The organism is Streptomyces saintjeani (assembly GCF_055409605.1).
Map to the genome: position 1 here is coordinate 4,257,453 of NZ_CP189624.1, position 17,622 is coordinate 4,275,074.

General features: G+C 72.6%; 16 protein-coding genes. 12 read left to right on the forward strand and 4 right to left on the reverse strand.

The window, feature by feature from the left end; genetic code table 11:
* Window positions 1–72 precede the first annotated feature (72 nt).
* Complete coding sequence (locus tag ACQCO7_RS19225; protein ID WP_464073013.1) at window positions 73–4,026, forward strand: nSTAND1 domain-containing NTPase; 3,954 nt, start codon at window positions 73–75, stop codon at window positions 4,024–4,026.
* Here ACQCO7_RS19225 and ACQCO7_RS19230 read toward each other — a convergent pair.
* Entirely contained in the window at window positions 4,016–4,705 is a 690-nt protein-coding gene (locus ACQCO7_RS19230) for a TetR/AcrR family transcriptional regulator (protein ID WP_464073014.1), read from the reverse strand. The genes ACQCO7_RS19225 and ACQCO7_RS19230 overlap by 11 nt on opposite strands.
* 54 nt (window positions 4,706–4,759) lie before the next feature.
* On the opposite strand from ACQCO7_RS19230, the gene ACQCO7_RS19235 reads away from it, so the two are divergent.
* From ACQCO7_RS19235 to ACQCO7_RS19285, 11 genes are all read left to right on the forward strand, one after another.
* Entirely contained in the window at window positions 4,760–5,899 is a 1,140-nt protein-coding gene (locus ACQCO7_RS19235) for an FAD-dependent oxidoreductase (protein WP_464073015.1), read from the forward strand.
* A gap of 373 nt (window positions 5,900–6,272) precedes the next feature.
* Entirely contained in the window at window positions 6,273–7,040 is a 768-nt protein-coding gene (locus tag ACQCO7_RS19240; protein ID WP_464077242.1) for a phosphotransferase, read from the forward strand.
* 132 nt (window positions 7,041–7,172) lie between these two features.
* A complete protein-coding gene (locus ACQCO7_RS19245; RefSeq protein WP_464073016.1) occupies window positions 7,173–7,370 on the forward strand; it encodes a ferredoxin in 198 nt (65 codons plus the stop codon).
* 1 nt (window position 7,371) lies between these two features.
* Complete coding sequence (locus ACQCO7_RS19250; protein WP_464073017.1) at window positions 7,372–8,643, forward strand: NAD(P)/FAD-dependent oxidoreductase; 1,272 nt, start codon at window positions 7,372–7,374, stop codon at window positions 8,641–8,643.
* Entirely contained in the window at window positions 8,640–9,872 is a 1,233-nt protein-coding gene (locus ACQCO7_RS19255; RefSeq protein ID WP_464073018.1) for a cytochrome P450, read from the forward strand. The genes ACQCO7_RS19250 and ACQCO7_RS19255 overlap by 4 nt, the downstream gene beginning before the upstream one ends.
* A complete protein-coding gene (locus ACQCO7_RS19260; protein WP_464073019.1) occupies window positions 9,869–10,714 on the forward strand; it encodes an SDR family NAD(P)-dependent oxidoreductase in 846 nt (281 codons plus the stop codon). The genes ACQCO7_RS19255 and ACQCO7_RS19260 overlap by 4 nt, the downstream gene beginning before the upstream one ends.
* On the forward strand, window positions 10,707–11,099 hold the full coding sequence (locus tag ACQCO7_RS19265; RefSeq protein ID WP_464073020.1) for a carboxymuconolactone decarboxylase family protein: 393 nt from the start codon (window positions 10,707–10,709) through the stop codon (window positions 11,097–11,099). Before ACQCO7_RS19260 ends, ACQCO7_RS19265 begins: the two co-directional genes overlap by 8 nt.
* Before the next feature lie 84 nt (window positions 11,100–11,183).
* Complete coding sequence (locus ACQCO7_RS19270; RefSeq protein ID WP_464073021.1) at window positions 11,184–11,840, forward strand: TetR/AcrR family transcriptional regulator; 657 nt, start codon at window positions 11,184–11,186, stop codon at window positions 11,838–11,840.
* Window positions 11,841–11,909: 69 nt separating this feature from the next.
* Window positions 11,910–12,380, forward strand: a complete 471-nt coding sequence (locus ACQCO7_RS19275) for a helix-turn-helix domain-containing protein (RefSeq protein ID WP_464073022.1) — start codon at window positions 11,910–11,912, stop codon at window positions 12,378–12,380.
* A 95-nt stretch (window positions 12,381–12,475) separates the two neighbouring features.
* Window positions 12,476–13,135 (forward strand): hypothetical protein, encoded by a 660-nt coding sequence (locus ACQCO7_RS19280; RefSeq protein WP_464073023.1) that lies wholly within the window; start codon window positions 12,476–12,478, stop codon window positions 13,133–13,135.
* Window positions 13,136–13,259: 124 nt separating this feature from the next.
* A complete protein-coding gene (locus ACQCO7_RS19285; protein ID WP_050375495.1) occupies window positions 13,260–13,604 on the forward strand; it encodes a DUF2516 family protein in 345 nt (114 codons plus the stop codon).
* A 35-nt stretch (window positions 13,605–13,639) separates the two neighbouring features.
* Here the strand turns inward: ACQCO7_RS19285 and ACQCO7_RS19290 are convergent, their stop codons facing one another.
* The 3 genes from ACQCO7_RS19290 to ACQCO7_RS19300 form a co-directional block, all read right to left on the reverse strand.
* Entirely contained in the window at window positions 13,640–15,097 is a 1,458-nt protein-coding gene (locus ACQCO7_RS19290; RefSeq protein ID WP_464073024.1) for a PP2C family protein-serine/threonine phosphatase, read from the reverse strand.
* Window positions 15,098–15,354: 257 nt separating this feature from the next.
* On the reverse strand, window positions 15,355–16,446 hold the full coding sequence (locus tag ACQCO7_RS19295; protein WP_464073025.1) for a C40 family peptidase: 1,092 nt from the start codon (window positions 16,444–16,446) through the stop codon (window positions 15,355–15,357).
* A gap of 396 nt (window positions 16,447–16,842) precedes the next feature.
* Window positions 16,843–17,622, reverse strand: a complete 780-nt coding sequence (locus ACQCO7_RS19300) for a class I SAM-dependent methyltransferase (protein WP_464073026.1) — start codon at window positions 17,620–17,622, stop codon at window positions 16,843–16,845.

Consider the following 17,622-nt stretch of genomic DNA (forward strand, 5'->3'; position numbering starts at 1 on the left):
CTCCGAGTCCAGCGGGCGGCGCATTGTTGGGCAGCGCCCCGACGGGGTCCGAACAATGGGGGGGGTGAGGCCGTGGCAGGGCGGAAAGAGGTGCCGGTCGATCCGGCGGCGGGGCCGGTGCAGCGGTTCGCGTTCGAGTTGCGCAAGTTGCGGGCGGAGGCGGACGGGGTCACCTACCGTGAACTCGCCCTGCGGGCGGGCTACTCGGTGACCACGTTGTCGCGGGCGGCGGGTGGGGAGCAACTACCCACGTTGCCGGTGGTGCTGGCGTATGTGCGGGCCTGTGGGGGCAACTCGGCTTGGTGGGAGGCGCGTTGGCGGGAGGCCGCTGGGGAGATGCCCCCGGATGACGGTTCCGCCCCGCCTTACCGAGGGCTCGCCCGGTACGAGCCCGACGACAGCGCCCTGTTCTTCGGGCGTGAGCAACTCACCGCCGATCTCGTCGGGTTGTTGAGCCGTCGCCGGTTCGCCGCGGTCTTCGGGGCCTCCGGCAGCGGCAAGTCCTCTCTGCTGCGGGCCGGGTTGATCCCTGCGCTGCGGCGGGCCCGGGACCCTCGTCCGTCCGCGATCCGCATCCTGACACCGGGCGAGCATCCCGCCCGCACGCACGCCCAACTCCTCACGCCGGCAGGGCCCGAGACGTACGTGATCGTCGACCAGTTCGAGGAGGTGTTCACTCTCTGCCGGGATGCCGCCGAACGGGACCGGTTCATCGAGATGTTGCTGACCGCGCGCCGACCCGGCAGCGGGGTATGGGTGTTGCTTGCCGTGCGCGGTGACTTCTACGGCCGGTGCGCCGAACACCGGGGGCTCGCCGAAGCATTGCGGGACGCCAACCTGCTTGCCGGCGCGATGAGTCCGGCCGAGCTGCGGGACGCCGTGGTCAAGCCGGCCAGCGCGAGCGGGTTGACCGTCGAACGTGCCCTCACGCGTCGGTTGGTAGAGGAGGTCGCCGGGGCGCCGGGTGGACTGCCCTTGCTGTCCCACGCGTTGCTGGAGACGTGGCGGTTGCGGCGGGGCAAGACGCTGACCCTGGCGGGGTACGAGGCGGCGGGCCGCCTGGACGGGGCGATCACACGGACCGCCGAGCGGGTCCATGCCGGTTTCACCGAGGCGCAAGCGGCCACCGCACGCCGGGTGTTGCTGCGGCTGATCGAGCCCGGCGACGGCGTACCCGACACGCGCCGCCCTGCGCAGCGCACCGAACTACCCGGCGATACAGGGCCCGTTCTGGAGGCGCTCACTGGGGCACGTCTGCTCACGCTGGACGGCGACACGGTCGAACTGGCCCACGAGGCACTGATCACGGCCTGGCCCCGGCTACGGAGGTGGATCGAGGAGGACCGTGAACGGCTCCGGGTGCAGCGGGAGTTGACGGTGGCGGCGGGCTCTTGGGCGGAACTGGGGTGCGAGGAAGGGGCGTTGTATCGGGGGAGTCGGCTGGCTGCCGCACAGGAGTACTTCGGGGGTACCGGGAGCAGGGGGTTGACCGGCGGAGGGCTCGGGAGGCTTCTGGGCCGGAAGCGCGAGGAGTTGGCCGGTACGGGGCGCGGGAAGCCGGCGGACGGGGAGCGCGGGGAGCTGACTGCCCCGGCCGACACGAACCGCACGAAGCTGACCGCCGACAAGCACTCCACCCCGGCTGACACACACCGCGCAGAGCCGACCGACATAAAGCACACGGCTCCAGCCGACGGGCAGTCGACCGCCCCGGCCGACACGAACCGCGCCACCCCGGCCAACGGCAAGCACTCGCCCCCGGCCACCACCAACCACCCCGAACTCACCCCCGTAGAACGCTCCTTCCTCGACGCCAGCCTCAACCACGCCCAGCGTGGCCGTCGTCGGTCCCGGCTCGTTCTTCTCTCCGTCGTCTCCGCCCTCTGTCTCGCCCTCCTCGGTGCCGGGCTCGCCGTGGGGCAGTGGCAGAGTGCCGTCGATGCGCAGCGGCTTTCCGAGTCGCGGCAACTGGCCGCGCAGTCAGGGGCGTTGCTGAGGTCGGATCCTGATCGGGCCGCGTTGCTCGCCGTGCGGGCGTATCGCACGGCGGCTACCCGGGAGGCGACCGAGGCACTGTACGTAGCTGCTTCGCTGCCCTTGCGGCAGCGGCTCGTCGGTGGCAAGCGACCCGTACAGGCCATCGCCCTCAGCCCGGACGGACAGACCCTCGCGGCCTACGACGCGGACGGCACCGTACAGATCCGGGACCTGCCCGGCGGCAGGCTCCGGCATACGCTCGCCGGTCTCGGCGGCGCCAGGGGCATGGTGTTCAGCCCCGACGGACGCGTCCTCGCCGTCGCCGGTACGGAGATCAGCCTGTGGGACCCGGTCACCGGCGAGAAGGTCAACTCCCTTGCCATCAGGGATGGTTACGTACCCGGCATGGACTTCCACGGTCGCACTCTCGCCGTCGCCTTCCCGGCGGGCGTACGTCTCTGGGACACCGGTACCGGTCGCCTCCGCAGGCCCCTCGCCGGGCTCCGCGATCCGGAGGCCGTCGCGTTCGGGCCCGGTGGGCGTACCGTCGCGGCGGCCGGTCTCGACGGAGGCGTACGGGTGTGGGACGTCGCCACCGGGCGGACCGTGGCCGTCCACGAGGGCCGGACAAGGGCCGAGGTGGTCTTCAGCCCGGACGGGCAGACGTACTCGATCACCCCCAGCGGCGGTTCGGTGGAGCTGCGGGACATGGCGACCGGGGCTCTGCGACGCACCCTCGGCACCGGCGGGCGCCCGGCGTTCACCCCTGACGGGCGGACCCTCGCCGTCGCCGGGCCGGGGGACACCGTACGGATCTGGGACGCCGTGTCCGGCGCGGCCCTGGCCTCGCTGACCGCCGGGCACCACGGGCGCGGGCTCATGGAGATCGCCCTCGGCCCGGACGGCACGCTGGTCACCAGCAGCAACCTGGACCCGAGCGTCCGCGTGCAGCGCTGGTCGGCGGAGCGTCCGAGGGCCACTCTGTACGGGGCTGTCGGGACGTACGTCGCGGACTTGGCGTTCGGGCCGGGTGGGCGGGCGGTGGCGACGGTTTCGGGGAAGGCCACGCCGGTGCCCGGCGACGGTTCGGCGCAGCTCTGGGATGCGGGGGCCAGCGCGCTCGTACCCGCGTCGACGCCCGGCGAGCCCTCGCTCCAGCCCCGGGATGCCGGAACTGTCGCCCTCGTACCCCTGTCGATGCTCGACGAACCCTCGACGCGCCCCCGGGAGACCGGAACCACCGTCCGCAAGACCGCCCCCGCCCTCAACACCGGCCCAGCCTCCTGGGACACAGCCCTCGGTTTCACCCCCGAAGGCCGCGCCCTCCTCTCCCGCACCGTCGGCAACGGCGCGACCGAAGTCCGCGACCTCGCCACCGGCCGCCTCCTCCACAGCCGTCGCCTCGGCCCCGTGGACAAAATCGCCTTCAGCCCCGACGGCACCCGGCTCGGCGCCGTCGGCCCGGACGGCACCGTACAGATCTGGCACCTGTCGACCGACACGCTGAGAACCGTCCGCACCGGCGACCACCACCCCCTCAGAACCATGGCCTTCACCCCGGACGGCCGCGGGCTCGCCCTCGTCACCATCCACCCCCGCGACGAACGCCTCACCCTCCTCGACACCGCGACCGGCCGCACCCGGCACACCCTCGACCCGGGCATCGGAGGTTTCCTGTCCATCGCGTTCAGCCCCGACGGCCGCACCCTCGCCGTCGCGAGCGGCGACACGGGAACCGTGCAGATCCGGGACCCCCGCACCGGCCGCCTCCAGCACACTTTCGACGCCGGTGACCAGGCCGTTTCCCCCGCCTTCAGTCCCGACGGCCGTACCCTCGCCACCGGCGAACCCGGTGCGGTCCACCTCTGGGATCTCGCCACGGGGCGCCCCCGCCGTACCCTGCCGACCCGCTCGTACGCGACCCCGGCGTTCAGTCCGGACGGCCATACCCTCGCCGTCGTAGTGGAAAACTCCGTCGAGTTGTGGGACGTCGATCTGCCGGACCCGGCGCGGGCGATGCGCGAGATCCGGGAGGCCGTCAGCGGGTGAGGTGCGCGGCGACCGCGTCGAGGACCCAGTCGAGGCCGGTCGTGAAGGACGTCTCCGCGTCGACCTCCGTACCGTCGTGCACGGCCTTGGCCAGTGCCGGGAAACGGCCCGTGGCCAGCATGTTCATCACGTGCGGACCCGATGCGCGCTGCCAGTCGGCGTCGGTCAGCCCCGTGGCGCGCTCGGCGCGCAGGTGCGCGATCTCGCGCCGGAGTGCGCCGGTGACGTACGCGCTGACCGTCTCCACCGCGCGCAGGGCGGTGTCGACGTCCGCGTGGCCGTCGAGGGCGGCGAGTTTGGCCTCGGTCACGGCGAGGCCGTGGGGGCCCAGGGTGGGGCGTCCACCGAGGAGGTCGGCGAGCCATTCGTGGCGGAGGGCCGTACGACGCGTGCGGTGGGCGAGCGCACACAGCGCTTCGCGCCAGTCGCCGGGGTGCTGCTCGGTGTTGGCGACGATCTCCGCACACACCTCATCCACCATGAGGTCGTACAGCTCCTCCTTCGTCGCGATATAGCCGTACAACCGCATCGGCCCCGCATTCAGCCGCGCAGCAACCTTGCGCAGCGACACCGCCTCCAACCCACCCTCGTCCGCCAAGGCGATCGCCGCGGTGACGATCCGCTCGCGGTCGAGGGGGGCGGGGCGGGTGGGGGGCTCGGGCCGGTCCCAGACAGTCATGGTTCACATCGTACGGTTGCGATACAGCGCATCGTAAAAATACAGTGTATCGGCATGAGACAACGTATCGCCGTCGTCGGAGCCGGGCCCGCCGGGCTCACCTTCGCGCGGGTACTACACGGGTACGACCATGCCGTCACGATCCTCGAACGCGACCCCTCGCCCGATGCGCGTCCCCCGGGCGGCATGCTGGACCTCCACACCGGCATGGGCCAACTCGCCCTGTCCAAGGCAGGGTTGCTGCCAGAGTTCGAGGCCCTGTCCCGTCCCGAGGCCCAGGCCATGCGCATCCTCTCCCCCTACGGCACGGTCCTGCGCGACTGGCGTCCCCACCCGGACGACCGCGCCAACCCCGAGATCGACCGCGGCCAGCTCCGCGATCTGCTGCTGGGGCCGCTCGACGTCCAGTGGGGGCGGGAGGTGACGCGAGTGGAGCCGGGTCCCGGCATCCAGGGAGACCTGAGAGGTACCCGGGTAGTACCAGGGCGGGTCCATTTCGCGGACGGCCGGCACGAGACGTACGACCTCGTAGTCGGCGCGGACGGCGCCTGGTCCCGCGCCCGGCCCGCCGTCTCGCCTGTCACCCCGTACTACACAGGGGTGACCTCGGTCGAGACGTCCCTCGACAACACGCCGTCCGACGACGACCTCGCCCACCTGATCGGCGACGGTTCCCTCGCGGCGTACGGCGTGAACCGCTCCCTCGTCGCACAGCGCGGCAGCTCAGGCCAGGTGAAGGTGTACGCGAAATTCCGCGCACCGGAAGACTGGCACGCACACCTCGACCCGGCCGACACGGAGTCTCTCCGTACCGCACTCCTGACCCTGTTCTCCGGCTGGTCCCCCTCCCTCCTCGACCTCCTGCGCCGAGGCACGGCCTTCACCCACCGCCCCTTCCACACCCTCCCCGTCTCCCACACCTGGCCCCACACCCCCGGCGTAACTCTCCTGGGTGACGCGGCCCACCTGATGCCACCCCTCGGCGCGGGCGCGAACCTCGCCATGCTGGAGGGAGCGGAACTGGCGGAGTCCCTCATGACGGACGACCTCGACCCGGCGGTCCGCACCTTCGAACTCCGCATGTGGGAACGGGCCGCGAAGTGGTCCCAGATCGCGACGACGGGCCTGGACCGCCTGGTCAGCCCGGACCCCATGGAGGCCATCACCCACTTCGACAGAGTCCAGCCGTCCTGAAGAGCCGCGCGTCCGAGGACGGCAGGAGTCTGCGGCAGGCCGCATCCAGCAGTCCGTCACAATCCGGCCCAGTCCGGCACAACCCGGCCCAGCACAGCCCGGCCCAGCACAGCCCGGCCCAGCCCGCCGCAGCAGCCCTTCGCCCCCATCACCCTCGGACGCCCGCCCCTACCAGAGTTCCCGGCCCGCGCGGAAAAGGCACGCCGCTAGCGTGACCGGCATGACGACAGAGGGAGAAGAGCCGGTCGGTATGACGCCTGAAGGCGGGACGCCAGCCGGTACGACAGCTGAACGCGGGGCGCCAGCCGGTACGACGGCCGAAGGCAGGCCGCCAGCCGGTACGGCGACCGAAGACGGAGCACTGACCGGCGGCATGGCCAACGCGGGAGCCGTCTTCCGCCACGGCACCCTGGTGGACCGCCCGGCACCCCGCAACGCACCCGCCCTCCACACGTACCTCCACGCCCTGAAAATCCACGGCTTCGACGCAGCGCCAACCCCCCTCGCCCTCACCGAGAACGGCCGCGAGCACCTCACCTTCATCCCCGGAGACGTCCCCCTCCCCCCGTTCCCCGACCGCGCGATGACGAGTTCCGCCCTCGCATCCGTGGGCCGCCTGCTCCGACGCCTGCACGAGAGCAGCGCCGCCGTCCCGGTCGACCCCCACGCCGAGTGGCCCCCGGACCTCGCCGACCCGGAGGGAGGAACGATGCTGTGCCACAACGACGTATGCCCGGAGAACGTCGTCTTCCGCGACGGCCGCGCCGCCGCCCTGATCGACTTCGACCTGGCCGCCCCGGGCCGCCCCCTCTGGGACGTCGCCATGACCGCCCGCTACTGGGTACCGCTGCTCGACCCCGCGTCCGCAGCCGCCTACTACCCCGCCGGCCTGGACGTACCCGCGCGCCTGCGGGTCCTCGCCGACGGCTACGGCCTCTCGCCCGAGGCCCGCGCCGACCTCCCCGCCGTCGTCGAACAGGCCACCGCCGTCTGCCGCGCCTTCGTCACCCACCGCGTGACCACCGGCGACCCCGTCTACCTCCGGGCTCTGGCCGAACGCGGCGGCTGGGACCGCTGGGACCGCTTGCAGACCTGGCTGGCGGAGCACCGCGAGACGTTCAGGACCGCCCTTCTGAAGTGACGCCCCTGCCCCCCGGCACCCGACCCCAGGCGATCTTGCCACCCTATAGTGACAGCCTTAAGGTGACGCCTGTCAGGCAACAGGGGATGCGAAGCGTCCCACCATGCGGTCACCGGGAAAAGGTCGAGCGGCGTGAAAATAACTGTCGACGAAGCGAAGTGCTGCGGCGCGGGCCAGTGCGTACTGGTCGCCCCGGAAGTGTTCGACCAGCGGGACGAGGACGGCATCGTGGTCCTGCTGGAGGCCGAGCCCCCGGCGGATCGGCACGACGCCGTGCGGGAGGCGGCCCAGGTGTGCCCGGCGGCGGCGATCCTCGTCGAGGAGCGCTGAGGTGCCGGCCGCCGAAGAACTCCGCCGACTGGTCGTGGTCGGCGGTTCGGCCGCCGGCCTGGCGGTCGCGGAGGAGGTACGCCGCCGCGGCTACACGGGCACGGTGACGCTGATCGACGGCGAACCGGGCCTGCCCTACGACCGTCCCCCGCTGTCGAAGCAACTGCTGGCCGGCGAGTGGGAGGCCGACCGGCTGCTCCTGCGTCCGAAGGACCAGTGGGACGCGCTCGACATCACGCACCTGCCCGCCACCACCGCGTCCGGCGTCGACACGGCCTCGGACACCGTACGGCTGACCGACGGCGGCGAACTCCCCTACGACGCGCTGGTCATCGCCACCGGCGCCCAGGCGGTGCATCCGGCGTCCCTCGGCGCGGGCCTGCCCGGCGTCCAGGTGCTGCGCAGCCTGCCGGACGCCCTCCGGCTGCGCGCGGCCCTCGAACAAAGCGGCCGGCTGGTCGTGGTGGGCGCCGGTTTCGTCGGCGCGGAGGCGGCGGCCGTGGCCCGGCGCATGGGAGTACCGGTCACGATGATCGACCCCCTGCCGCTGCCCCTGGCCAACGTCCTCGGCGACGAGGTCGCCGCCCTGCTCGCCGCCCGCCACCGCGCGGCCGGTGTGGACCTGCGCTGCGGCACGGGGGTCACCGAGGTGCTGGCCGAGAACGGCCGGGCGGCCGGGGTGGTGCTCGACGACGGCTCCGTCGTCGAGGCGTCCACCGTCCTCGTCGCGGTCGGAGCCCGTCCGGCGGTGGGCTGGCTGGCGGACTCCGGCGTACCGCTGGGCGACCGGGACCGGGACGGCGTCGAGGGCGTGCTGTGCGACGCGGACGGCCGGGTCGCGCCGAAGCTCTGGGCCGTCGGCGACGTCGCCGCCCGCCTCGACCCCGCCACCGGCCGCCACGTACGCGCGGAACACCGGCTGGCCGCCACCGAACAGGGCCGGGCGGTCGCAGCCGCCGTCCTGGGCGCCGGGAGCACCGCGCCCACGCTGCCCTACTTCTGGTCCGACCAGTACGACCTGAAGCTCCAGTCCTACGGCGCCACGGGGCGGCGGATGGCCTTCACCGTGGTGGAGGGCTCGCTGGCGGAGGGCCGGTTCGTGGGCGTCTACGGCCACCGCGACGCCGACGGGCGACCCCACCGGGTCGACGGCGTGCTCGGCAACGGAATGGCCCGCGCGCTGCGCACCTGGCGTACGGCCGTACTCGACCGCGCCCCCTGGCCCGTGACCACCGCCGACGCACCGGCGCTCCGACAGAGGAAGGCGATATGACCACCACCACCGAGTCCGCCGCCACCGAGGAAGTCCCCTTCTTCCCGGCCCCCCGCACCTGCCCGTTCGACGCCCCGGCGAAGTACACCGAGTTCCGTGAGACCGGCGGCCTGCACCAGGTCACCATCTGGGACGGCTCCCGGCACTGGCTGGCCACCCGGCACGAGGACATCCGCGCCGTCCTGTCCGGCCCGTCCTTCAGCGCCGACGTGCGCAGGCCCGGCTTCCCGCTGGTCCACCCCGGGCAGGACGAGCACCAGGGCGGCCTGTTCCTGCGCCTGGACGACCCCGAGCACGCCCGGCTCCGGCAGATGCTCACCAAGGAGTTCAGCGTCAAGCGCACCCAGGCGATGCGCGAGAAGCTGCTCGCGATCACGGACGAGCTGATCGACGGGATGCTCGCCAAGGGCGGCCCGGTCGACTTCGTCGAGGACTTCGCGCTCCCGCTGCCGTCCCTCGCCATCTGCCTGATCCTCGGGGTCCCCTACGAGGACCACGACATGTTCCAGCAGCACGCGAACGCCGGGACGGACCTGGACGTCGGCCCCGAGGAACGCGCGCGGCTCCAGCGCGAGGCGTTCGAGTACTACACCGCCCTCGTCGAGCGCAAGCGCCGGGAGCCCGCCGACGACATGGTCAGCCGGCTGCTGGCCGACCACACCGGTCCGGACGGCTTCACGCCCGAGATGCTGCCCCGCCTGGTCGCCGTCCTGGTCGGCGCCGGGCACGAGACCTCGGCGAACATGCTCAGTCTCGGCACCGTGGCACTGCTCGTCGACCCCGTCCAGCGCGAGCGGCTGCGCGACCACCCCGAGCTGGCGCCCGGCGCGGCGGAGGAGATGCTGCGCTACTGGAGCATCGTCTCCACCGACCCGCGCCGGGTGGCGACCGAGGACGTGGAGGTCGGCGGGCAGCTCGTGCGCGCGGGCGAGGGAGTCATCGTCTCCCTGCTCGCCGGCAACCGTGACCCCCGTGCCTTCGGCGGCGGCGAGGGCGAGTGCCCCGCCGGCCAGGTGGACATCGGCCGTGGGGCCCGCCACCACGTGGCCTTCGGCTTCGGCTCCCACCAGTGCCTGGGCCAGAACCTGGCGCGGGTGGAGATGCAGGTCGCCTGGCCCCGGCTCTTCGAGCGCATCCCCGGGCTGCGGCTCGCCGTCCCCGAGGACGAGCTGCCCTTCAAGAAGAACTCCATCGTGTACGGGCTCACCTCCCTCCCGGTCACCTGGTGAGCGGCCTCTTCGCCGTCGGCGGGCACACCGACGGCCACGGCACCCGGCTGGCGGGCCGGGCGGTCCTGGTCACGGGAGCCGGCGGCGCGGGCGACCTGCCGGGCACCGGGGCGGCCACGGCCATGCTCCTCGCCGCCCAGGGCGCCACCGTGGGCATCCTCGACGTCAGCGCCGAGCGGGCCGCACACACCCGCGAGCGCATCGAGGCCGACGGCGGCACGGCGATCACGCTCACCGCGGACATCACCGACGACGCCTCGGCCAAGGCGGCGGTCGACGACTTCGCAGGCCGGGCCGGGCGCATCGACGTGGTCGTCAACAACGCCGGTACGAGCGGGGTGGGCGCCACCCGGGCCGACTGGGACCGGGTCTTCGCCCTCAACGTCACCGCGGCCATGCAGGTGGCCCGTTCGGCCCACCCCCACCTCGTACGCGGCGGTGGCGGCTCCGTCGTCAACATCTCCTCCGTCGCGGCGCTGCGCGGCTTCGGCAGCGGGGCGTACGGGGCCAGCAAGGGCGCCCTCCAGTCGCTGACCACCGACCTGGCCTACGCCTGGGGACCGGACAACATCCGCGTCAACTGCCTCGTACCGGGCCACTTGCACACCCCCATCGGCGATCACGGCGGGGAGGAGGGCCGGCGTCTGCGGCGCGCGGCCAACCTGCTCGGTCTGGAGGGCACCGCCTGGGACGTGGCCTGGGCCGTCCTCTTCCTCGCCGGAGCGGAATCACGGTGGATCACCGGCGCCATGCTCCCCGTGGACGCGGGGACCACCACGGCCACGGTGCTGGGCATGCTGCCCCGCCTCGCCGACCACGACCGGAAGGACAGCGATGAGTGACAGCGAGCCCCTGGACCGCAGAGCCGCCGGCGAACAGGTCGTACGGGAGATGTTCGGCGAGGAGTTCCTGGACCAGAACCTGGTCTCCCACGCCGACGGCGAGGGCCCGGGGGCCGCCCTGGCCCGGCTCGCTCTGGAGAACTGCTTCGGCGAGGTCTGGTCGCGCCCCGGCCTGGACCGGCGCAGTCGCAGCCTGGTCACGCTGGGCATCCTCATGGCCCAGGGCCACCAGTGGGAGATCCGCAACCATGTGCTCGGCGGCCTGAACAACGGGCTGACCGGGGAAGAGCTGCTGGAGGCGGTCGTCCAGGCCACCCCCTACATCGGGCTCCCGGCCGCCGGCCAGGCGATGGCCTCCGTAGCCCGCGCCGTCGCCGAGGCATAGCCCCGCGCGGCATGGTCCCTGCCCTGCGGTTTCCCGGTCCGGCGCCGGGGAACCGCGGGATCGGCGTATCGCAGAATGGGACACATGACCAAGGAAGCCGCGCCCACCACCGAGAGCGCACGCAGGCGCAATCCCCGGGGCCAAGGGGACCGGCTCCGCTCCGAGATCCTGGCCGCCGTCGGACGGCTGCTCGACGAGAAACTCACCGACAACCCCCTCCCGGTGTCCCTGCGTGAGGTGGCACGCGAAGTCGGCATCGCCGCCCAGAGCATGTACCTGCACTTCGCCGACAAGGACCAGCTCGCCCGCGCCGTCGCCGAGGACGGGTACCAGCGGGTCGTCGCGGCCATGCGCGACGCCGACACCCGGGCCGCGTCCGACGGAGCCGACCCCGGCGAACGCCTGCGCGCCCAGGCCAACGCCTTCTGCGCGTTCGCCGCGGCCGAACGCGGCGTCATCCGCCTGATGTTCGGACACGACGCCTCCAGCTGCGGAGAGCCGGGCAATGAACACCACCCGGCGGGCCTGCTGTGGCGGCAATGGCTCGACGCGGTCCACGCCTGCGAGAACGCGGGCCTGCGCTGGCCCGACGGCGCCGAACAGGCCGCACTGCACCTGTGGTCCGCACTCTTCGGCCGCTTCGCCCTGTGGGCCTCCCCCTTCGACCGCCACGAGCGAAAGGACCTCACCTCGTTCGCGAACCTCGCCGTCGACATGGTGCTGCGCGACGCCCGCCGCTAGAACGAGACACAGCGCACTTTTGCAAGCAGGCGCTTGCAATAGTTAGCGGGGTCGGTGCATGGTGGAGCCATGGCATCGCTCAACGTCGGGAACCTCGGCGAGTACCTCCGCGAGCAGCGGCGCAACGCGCGGCTGTCGTTGCGGCAGCTCGCGGAGGCCGCAGGGGTGTCGAACCCGTACCTCAGCCAGATCGAGCGGGGGCTGCGCAAACCGAGCGCGGAGGTTTTGCAGCAGGTCGCGAAGGCGCTCAGGATCTCCGCCGAGACGTTGTACGTACGGGCGGGCATCCTCGACGCCGAGCGGGACCTCGACGAAGTCGAGACGCGGGGCGTGATCCTCGCCGACCCGACGCTGACCGAACCGCAGAAGCAGGCGCTGCTCCAGATCTACGAGTCGTTCCGCAAGGAGAACGGCTTCGAGGCGGGCGCGGCCAAAGCACCGGGCACGGCCAGAACACCGGGTGCGGACGGTGACTTCGGCGCCGACAGGCCCGTACAGAAAACCGACAACGACAGCGACCCGCAGGGAGCGGCCGGCTGACCGGTCCAGGGGACCGGCCGCCCGACTGCGGATCAGCATCACCTCGGCCGATGCCGACGTACGTGACGAACGCGAAACCGGGAGGAACACCCACCATGGCCATCACCGACGATCTGCGCAAGACCCTCAGCGACCCGACCCCCCTGTACTTCGCCGCCGGCGCCGCCGACCTCGCGCTCCAGGAGGTGAAGAAGGTCCCCGCGCTGGTGGAGCAGCTGCGTACGGAGGCCCCGGCGCGGTTCGAGGCCGTGCGGGAGAGCGACCCCAAGGCCCGCGCGAAGGAGGCCGGCGCCCGTGCGAAGGAGGCCGGCGCGAAGGCGGGCGAGCGTGCCAAGGAGGCGCAGGAGACCATCCAGACCAAGGTCGGCGAGTTCGTCACCGCGCTGGACGGCGACTTCAAGAAGCTCGGCACCACCCTCGACGCGGACCTCAAGCGCCTCGGCGAGTCCGCGCAGGACCTCGCGCTGCGGGGCGTCGGCGTGGCCGCGGAGTACGCGGTGAAGGCGCGCGAGACGTACGAGAAGGTCGCGGAGCACGGCGAGCAGGCCGTGAAGACGTGGCGTGGCGAGGCCGCGGAGGAGATCCAGGAGCTGGCGGTCGCGGTGGAGGTCCAGGAAGAGACCCCGGCGCCCGCCGAGGAAGCCCCCGAGGCCGAGGCGCCCACGGCCGCCGCCGCCCCCGCGAAGAAGACCCCCGCCAAGAAGGCCACCACCCGCAAGGCCGCCGCGAAGAAGACGGCCCCGGCAGCCGAGTAAAGCTGTACGACGGGCCGGGCACTCTCGCGGAGCCCGGCCCGTTCCAGGGGTAGCGGACGGACCGTTGCGGGTACGGTGACCGCGTAAGGGACGAGTAGTCGAACCGGGTGGTGGCGTTGTGCTGATGCAAGGATTCAGCAGTTTCATGGCTCTGCTGAGCCTGGCCCTGATCGTCTTCAGCGGCTTCGCGCTCTTCGACGCGGCGATCCGCCGTGAGGACGGCTATCGCGCGGTCAGCAAGCAGACGAAGCCGTTCTGGATGATCGTCCTGGGCCTGGCCTTCGTCGTGAACCTGATCTTCCCGATCCTGTCGTTCCTGCCGATCATCGGCCTGGTGGCGACGATCGTGTACATGGTCGACGTACGCCCCGCGCTGCGGACCCTGCCGGGTGGCGGGAAGGGCGGCCGGGGCGGCCGGGGCGGTTCGAGCAGCGACGGCCCGTACGGGCCGTACAACGGTGGCAGGTAGCAGGTACTAGTACGGCGGTACGAGGCGAGGGTCCCCTACTTGAGAGGGACCCCGCCTCCCCGTACGGGACCCTGCTCCAGCAGCAGTACCGCCACGTCGTCCGCCAGCTCGCCCCCGTTCATCTCCCGCACCTCCCGGACCGCCGCCCTCAGCAGCCGCTCCCCCCGCGTCCCTTCCCCCCACAGCCGCCGCACCATCCCGACCATCCCGTCCTGCCCGAGCCGCTCCCGGCTCCCGTCCCCGACGCGCCCCTCGATCAACCCGTCGGTGTACATCAACAGGCTCCACGCGGACCCGAGTTCGACCTCCATCCGAGGCCAGTTCCGCCACGGCAGCATCCCGATCGCGGGCCCGTTCTCGGTGGACGGCAGCAACTCGGCGTGCCCGTCGCGCACGACCAGCGGCGCGGGGTGCCCGGCAAGGCAGAGCCGCGCCCGCGAACCGTCGGCATCGATGTCGACGGTGCAGAGCGTCGCGAACAGCTCCTCGTCGTCCCGCTCGTGCTCCAGCACCTCCTGGAGCGTCCCCAGCAACTCGTCCCCGGACAGCCCGGCCAGCGTCAACGCCCGCCAGGCGATGCGGAGTTCGACCCCGAGCGCGGCCTCGTCGGGCCCGTGCCCGCAGACGTCCCCGATCATCGCGTGGACGATCCCGTCGGGGGTGCGGACGACGTCGTAGAAGTCACCGCCGAGCAGCGCGCGGGACCGTCCGGGCCGGTACCGCGCGGCGAACCGCAGCGAGGCGCCGTCGAGCAGCGGCGTGGGCAGCAGCCCGCGTTCGAGGCGCGCGTTCTCCTGCGCCCGCAGCCGCCCCTCCGCGAGCCTGCGCTCGGCCGCGTCGGAACGTTTCCGCTCGACGGCGTACCGGATCGCGCGGCTCAGCAGCCGCCCGTCCAGCTCGTCCCGGAAGAGGTAGTCCTGTGCGCCGACGCGTACGGCCTCGGCGGCGCGGTCGGCGTCGCCGGAGGCGGTCAGCGCGAGGACGGCGTGCCGGGGCGCGAGACGCAGGACGTGCCGGAGGACGGCCAGCTCGTCCTCGTTGCCGTCCTCGCCGGGGCCGGGGGCGGGGAGCGCGAGGTCGAGGAGGATGCAGTGGACGTCGTCCGTGAGCAGCCGCTCGGCCTCGGTGAGGTTGCGCGCGGCGCGCACCCGGATGGGCTGCCCGGCAGAGTCACGCAGGTCCGGGACGAGGGGGGTCGCGGCGGGGTCGTCCTGGATGAGGAGAAGGCTGAGCGCGGCGGGGGTCAGGGCCTCCGGGATGCCGGGTACGCCGGTGAGGCTCGCGGAGTCGGGAGTGCCGGGTACGCCGGTGAGGCTCGCGGAGTCGGGTGCGCCAGGGGCGTCAGCGGTCACGCCGGCGTCGATGCTCACGCCGCTCGCGGAAGCGCCCCGCGTCTCTGCGGGCGCGCCGTCCTCCGGCGGACGGGACTCGGTCTCCGCCTGACCACACTCCACGGCCGGGATCGCTCTCTGCCGCGGTACGGGTACGGGCATGTCTAGGGTTCCTTCCCCTCCCCCCGAGGGCACGGCGGTGACGAGGGACTCGTCCCACCGAGCGGGACCCTAGCGGCAGAAAGCGCCGGAGCGGAATGGTGTACGGCACCCAGGTTGATCTCAAGTCAATGGCATATGCCGCGTTCCGTACCGCAGTTGGGCAGTGCGGGTGAGGTGCGGGGATGACGAACGTCACGTCCCGGCGAGGTTTCGGATCAAGCCCGCGTGCCGCGCGTCACGTAACCCGGTTCACACCCCTACGCGTCCGGCCGCACCACCCCCAGGATCGGCATCGACCCCGCCCCGGCGACGGTCACCGTCCGCCCCGGCCTGGGCGCGTGGACCATCCGCCCCTCGCCGATGTACATCGCGATGTGACTGGCGTCCGAGAAGTAGACGATCAGGTCGCCGGGGCGCATGTCCGCGATGTCGACGTGCTTGAGCTGCCGCCACTGCTCCTGCGAGGTCCGGGGTATCGCCTTCCCCGCCCCGGCCCACGCCTGCGAGGTGAGCCCGGAGCAGTCGTACGAGAGCGGCCCCTCGGCGCCCCATTCGTACGGCTTGCCCTGCTGCGCCAGCGCGTACGCGACGGCCTTCGCACCCTGCTCCGTCGCACCGGCCGCGCTCCCGGCCACGACCTCCGTGTTCGCGTCGAGCCACTTCGTCTGCGCCTGCTGGGCCGCCTGCCGCTCCAGCTCCGCGAGGCGCGCCAGCTCCTCCTTCTGGAGCGCGGCCTCCAGCTTCTTCGCGGCGGCGATCTGCTGCTCGATCCGCTTCTGCGCGGCGGCCTTCGCCTTGCGGCCCGCCTCCAGCTTCTGCCACTGGACGGCGGCGTCCCGCGCGTACTGCTCAAGGTCCGCCTGGACCGTCGTCAGCTGCGCGAGCAAGCCCTTGGTCGCCTTCTGCCCCTGGGCGACCCGCCCCGCGTCGTCGAGGAACTGGGAGGGGTCGTCGCTGAGGATCAGCTTCGCCTCGTCCGGCAGGCCCCCGCCGCGGTACTGCGCGCGCGCCGCCGCCCCCGCGCGGTCCTTCAGCTTCGCGAGCTGCTCCCTGCCGTCGACGATCCGCTGGGCCAGCGCGACGAGCGTCGCGGACTGCTCCTTCGAGGCTTCCTCGGCGGCGTTGTACGCGTCGGTGGCGACGGCGGCGTCGTGGTACAGCGCGTCCAGGCGGGCGCGTACGGCCTGAAGGTCCTTGTTGGGCAGGGGAGTTACGGCCGCCGCCCCCGTAGGACTCACGCTCGGCCCCGGATCGGGAGCCGCGAACGCCGTGGTCGCGGGCACGAGCACCGTCACCGCGCAGACGACGCTCACGGCCGTAGCCACCAGGGCGCGCTTCCCCGTACCCATACCGCTTCCCCCAACTGATTAACCGTCAGTAACTTCCGGACCCCGGTGGATCGTGTCACGCTCCGATCGAAAACGACAGGGTTTGTACGCCCTTGCCGCCACTCCCCCACCGCACGCTCCACCCTTCCCTCCCCACTTCCCGCGCCGCCATGACCCGCCCGATGCCTGTGTGACGAACGGCGCAACGGAGGCGTTCCCACGGCCGGTCACTCGATGGGGTGAACGTGCCGAGGGGCCGGGATGCACGGGGCACCTGGACGCGGCCGTGTCCCGCCTCATGGCGCAAGCGACCTCGCTCGACGCGTTCCGGCAAGCCGCGCGTCGGCCGCCCCACCCACACGCCAAGACAGCCGAGACACGAGGAACCCGCGCGGCAGACCCACCGGCAAGGTCGCCTCACCGAGGCGCCAACGCCCCCCACTCCACGGTCACTTCCCCCTGCCGCCACCGCCGTACCCCGTCCACGACGGGCCACACCCCCGCCAGATCCCGTACCGCCCTGATCCACCGCTGCCGCACCCCGTACGACGCGTACGGCGCGGCGGCGGCCCAGGCCCGGTCGAAGTCCCGCAGGAACGCGTGCACGGGCTCCCCCGGCACGTTCCGGTGGATCAGCGCCTTGGGCAGCCGCTCGGCGAGATCGGACGGCCGTTCCAGCGACCCCAGCCGCGCGGCGAAGGTCACGGTCCGAGCCCCCTCCGGCCCCAGCGCGACCCACACGTGCCGCCGCCCGACCTCGTCGCAGGTCCCCTCGACGAACAGCCCCTCGGCCGCGAGCCGCCCGCAGACCCGCTCCCACACCCCCGCGACGGCGTCCTCGTCGTACTGCCGCAACACGTTCGCGGCCCGCACCAGCACAGGCCGCCCCTCCACCGGCACCTCGAACCCCCCGTGCCGGAACACGAGCCCCTCGCGCGCGTACGGCGCGGCGGCGGCCACGCGCGCGGGATCGATCTCGACACCCACCACGCGCGCGCGAGGCGCGACCCCCCGCAGCCGGGCCAACAACTCGACGGCGGTCCAGGGCGCGGCCCCGTACCCCAGATCAACGGCGACAGGCTCCGCGACCCGCCGCAGCACAGCGCCATGCACGTCGGCGATCCACCGATCCATACGCCGCAGCCGATTGGGATTGGTGGTCCCACGCGTGACGGTTCCGACGGGACGGGGGCTCAT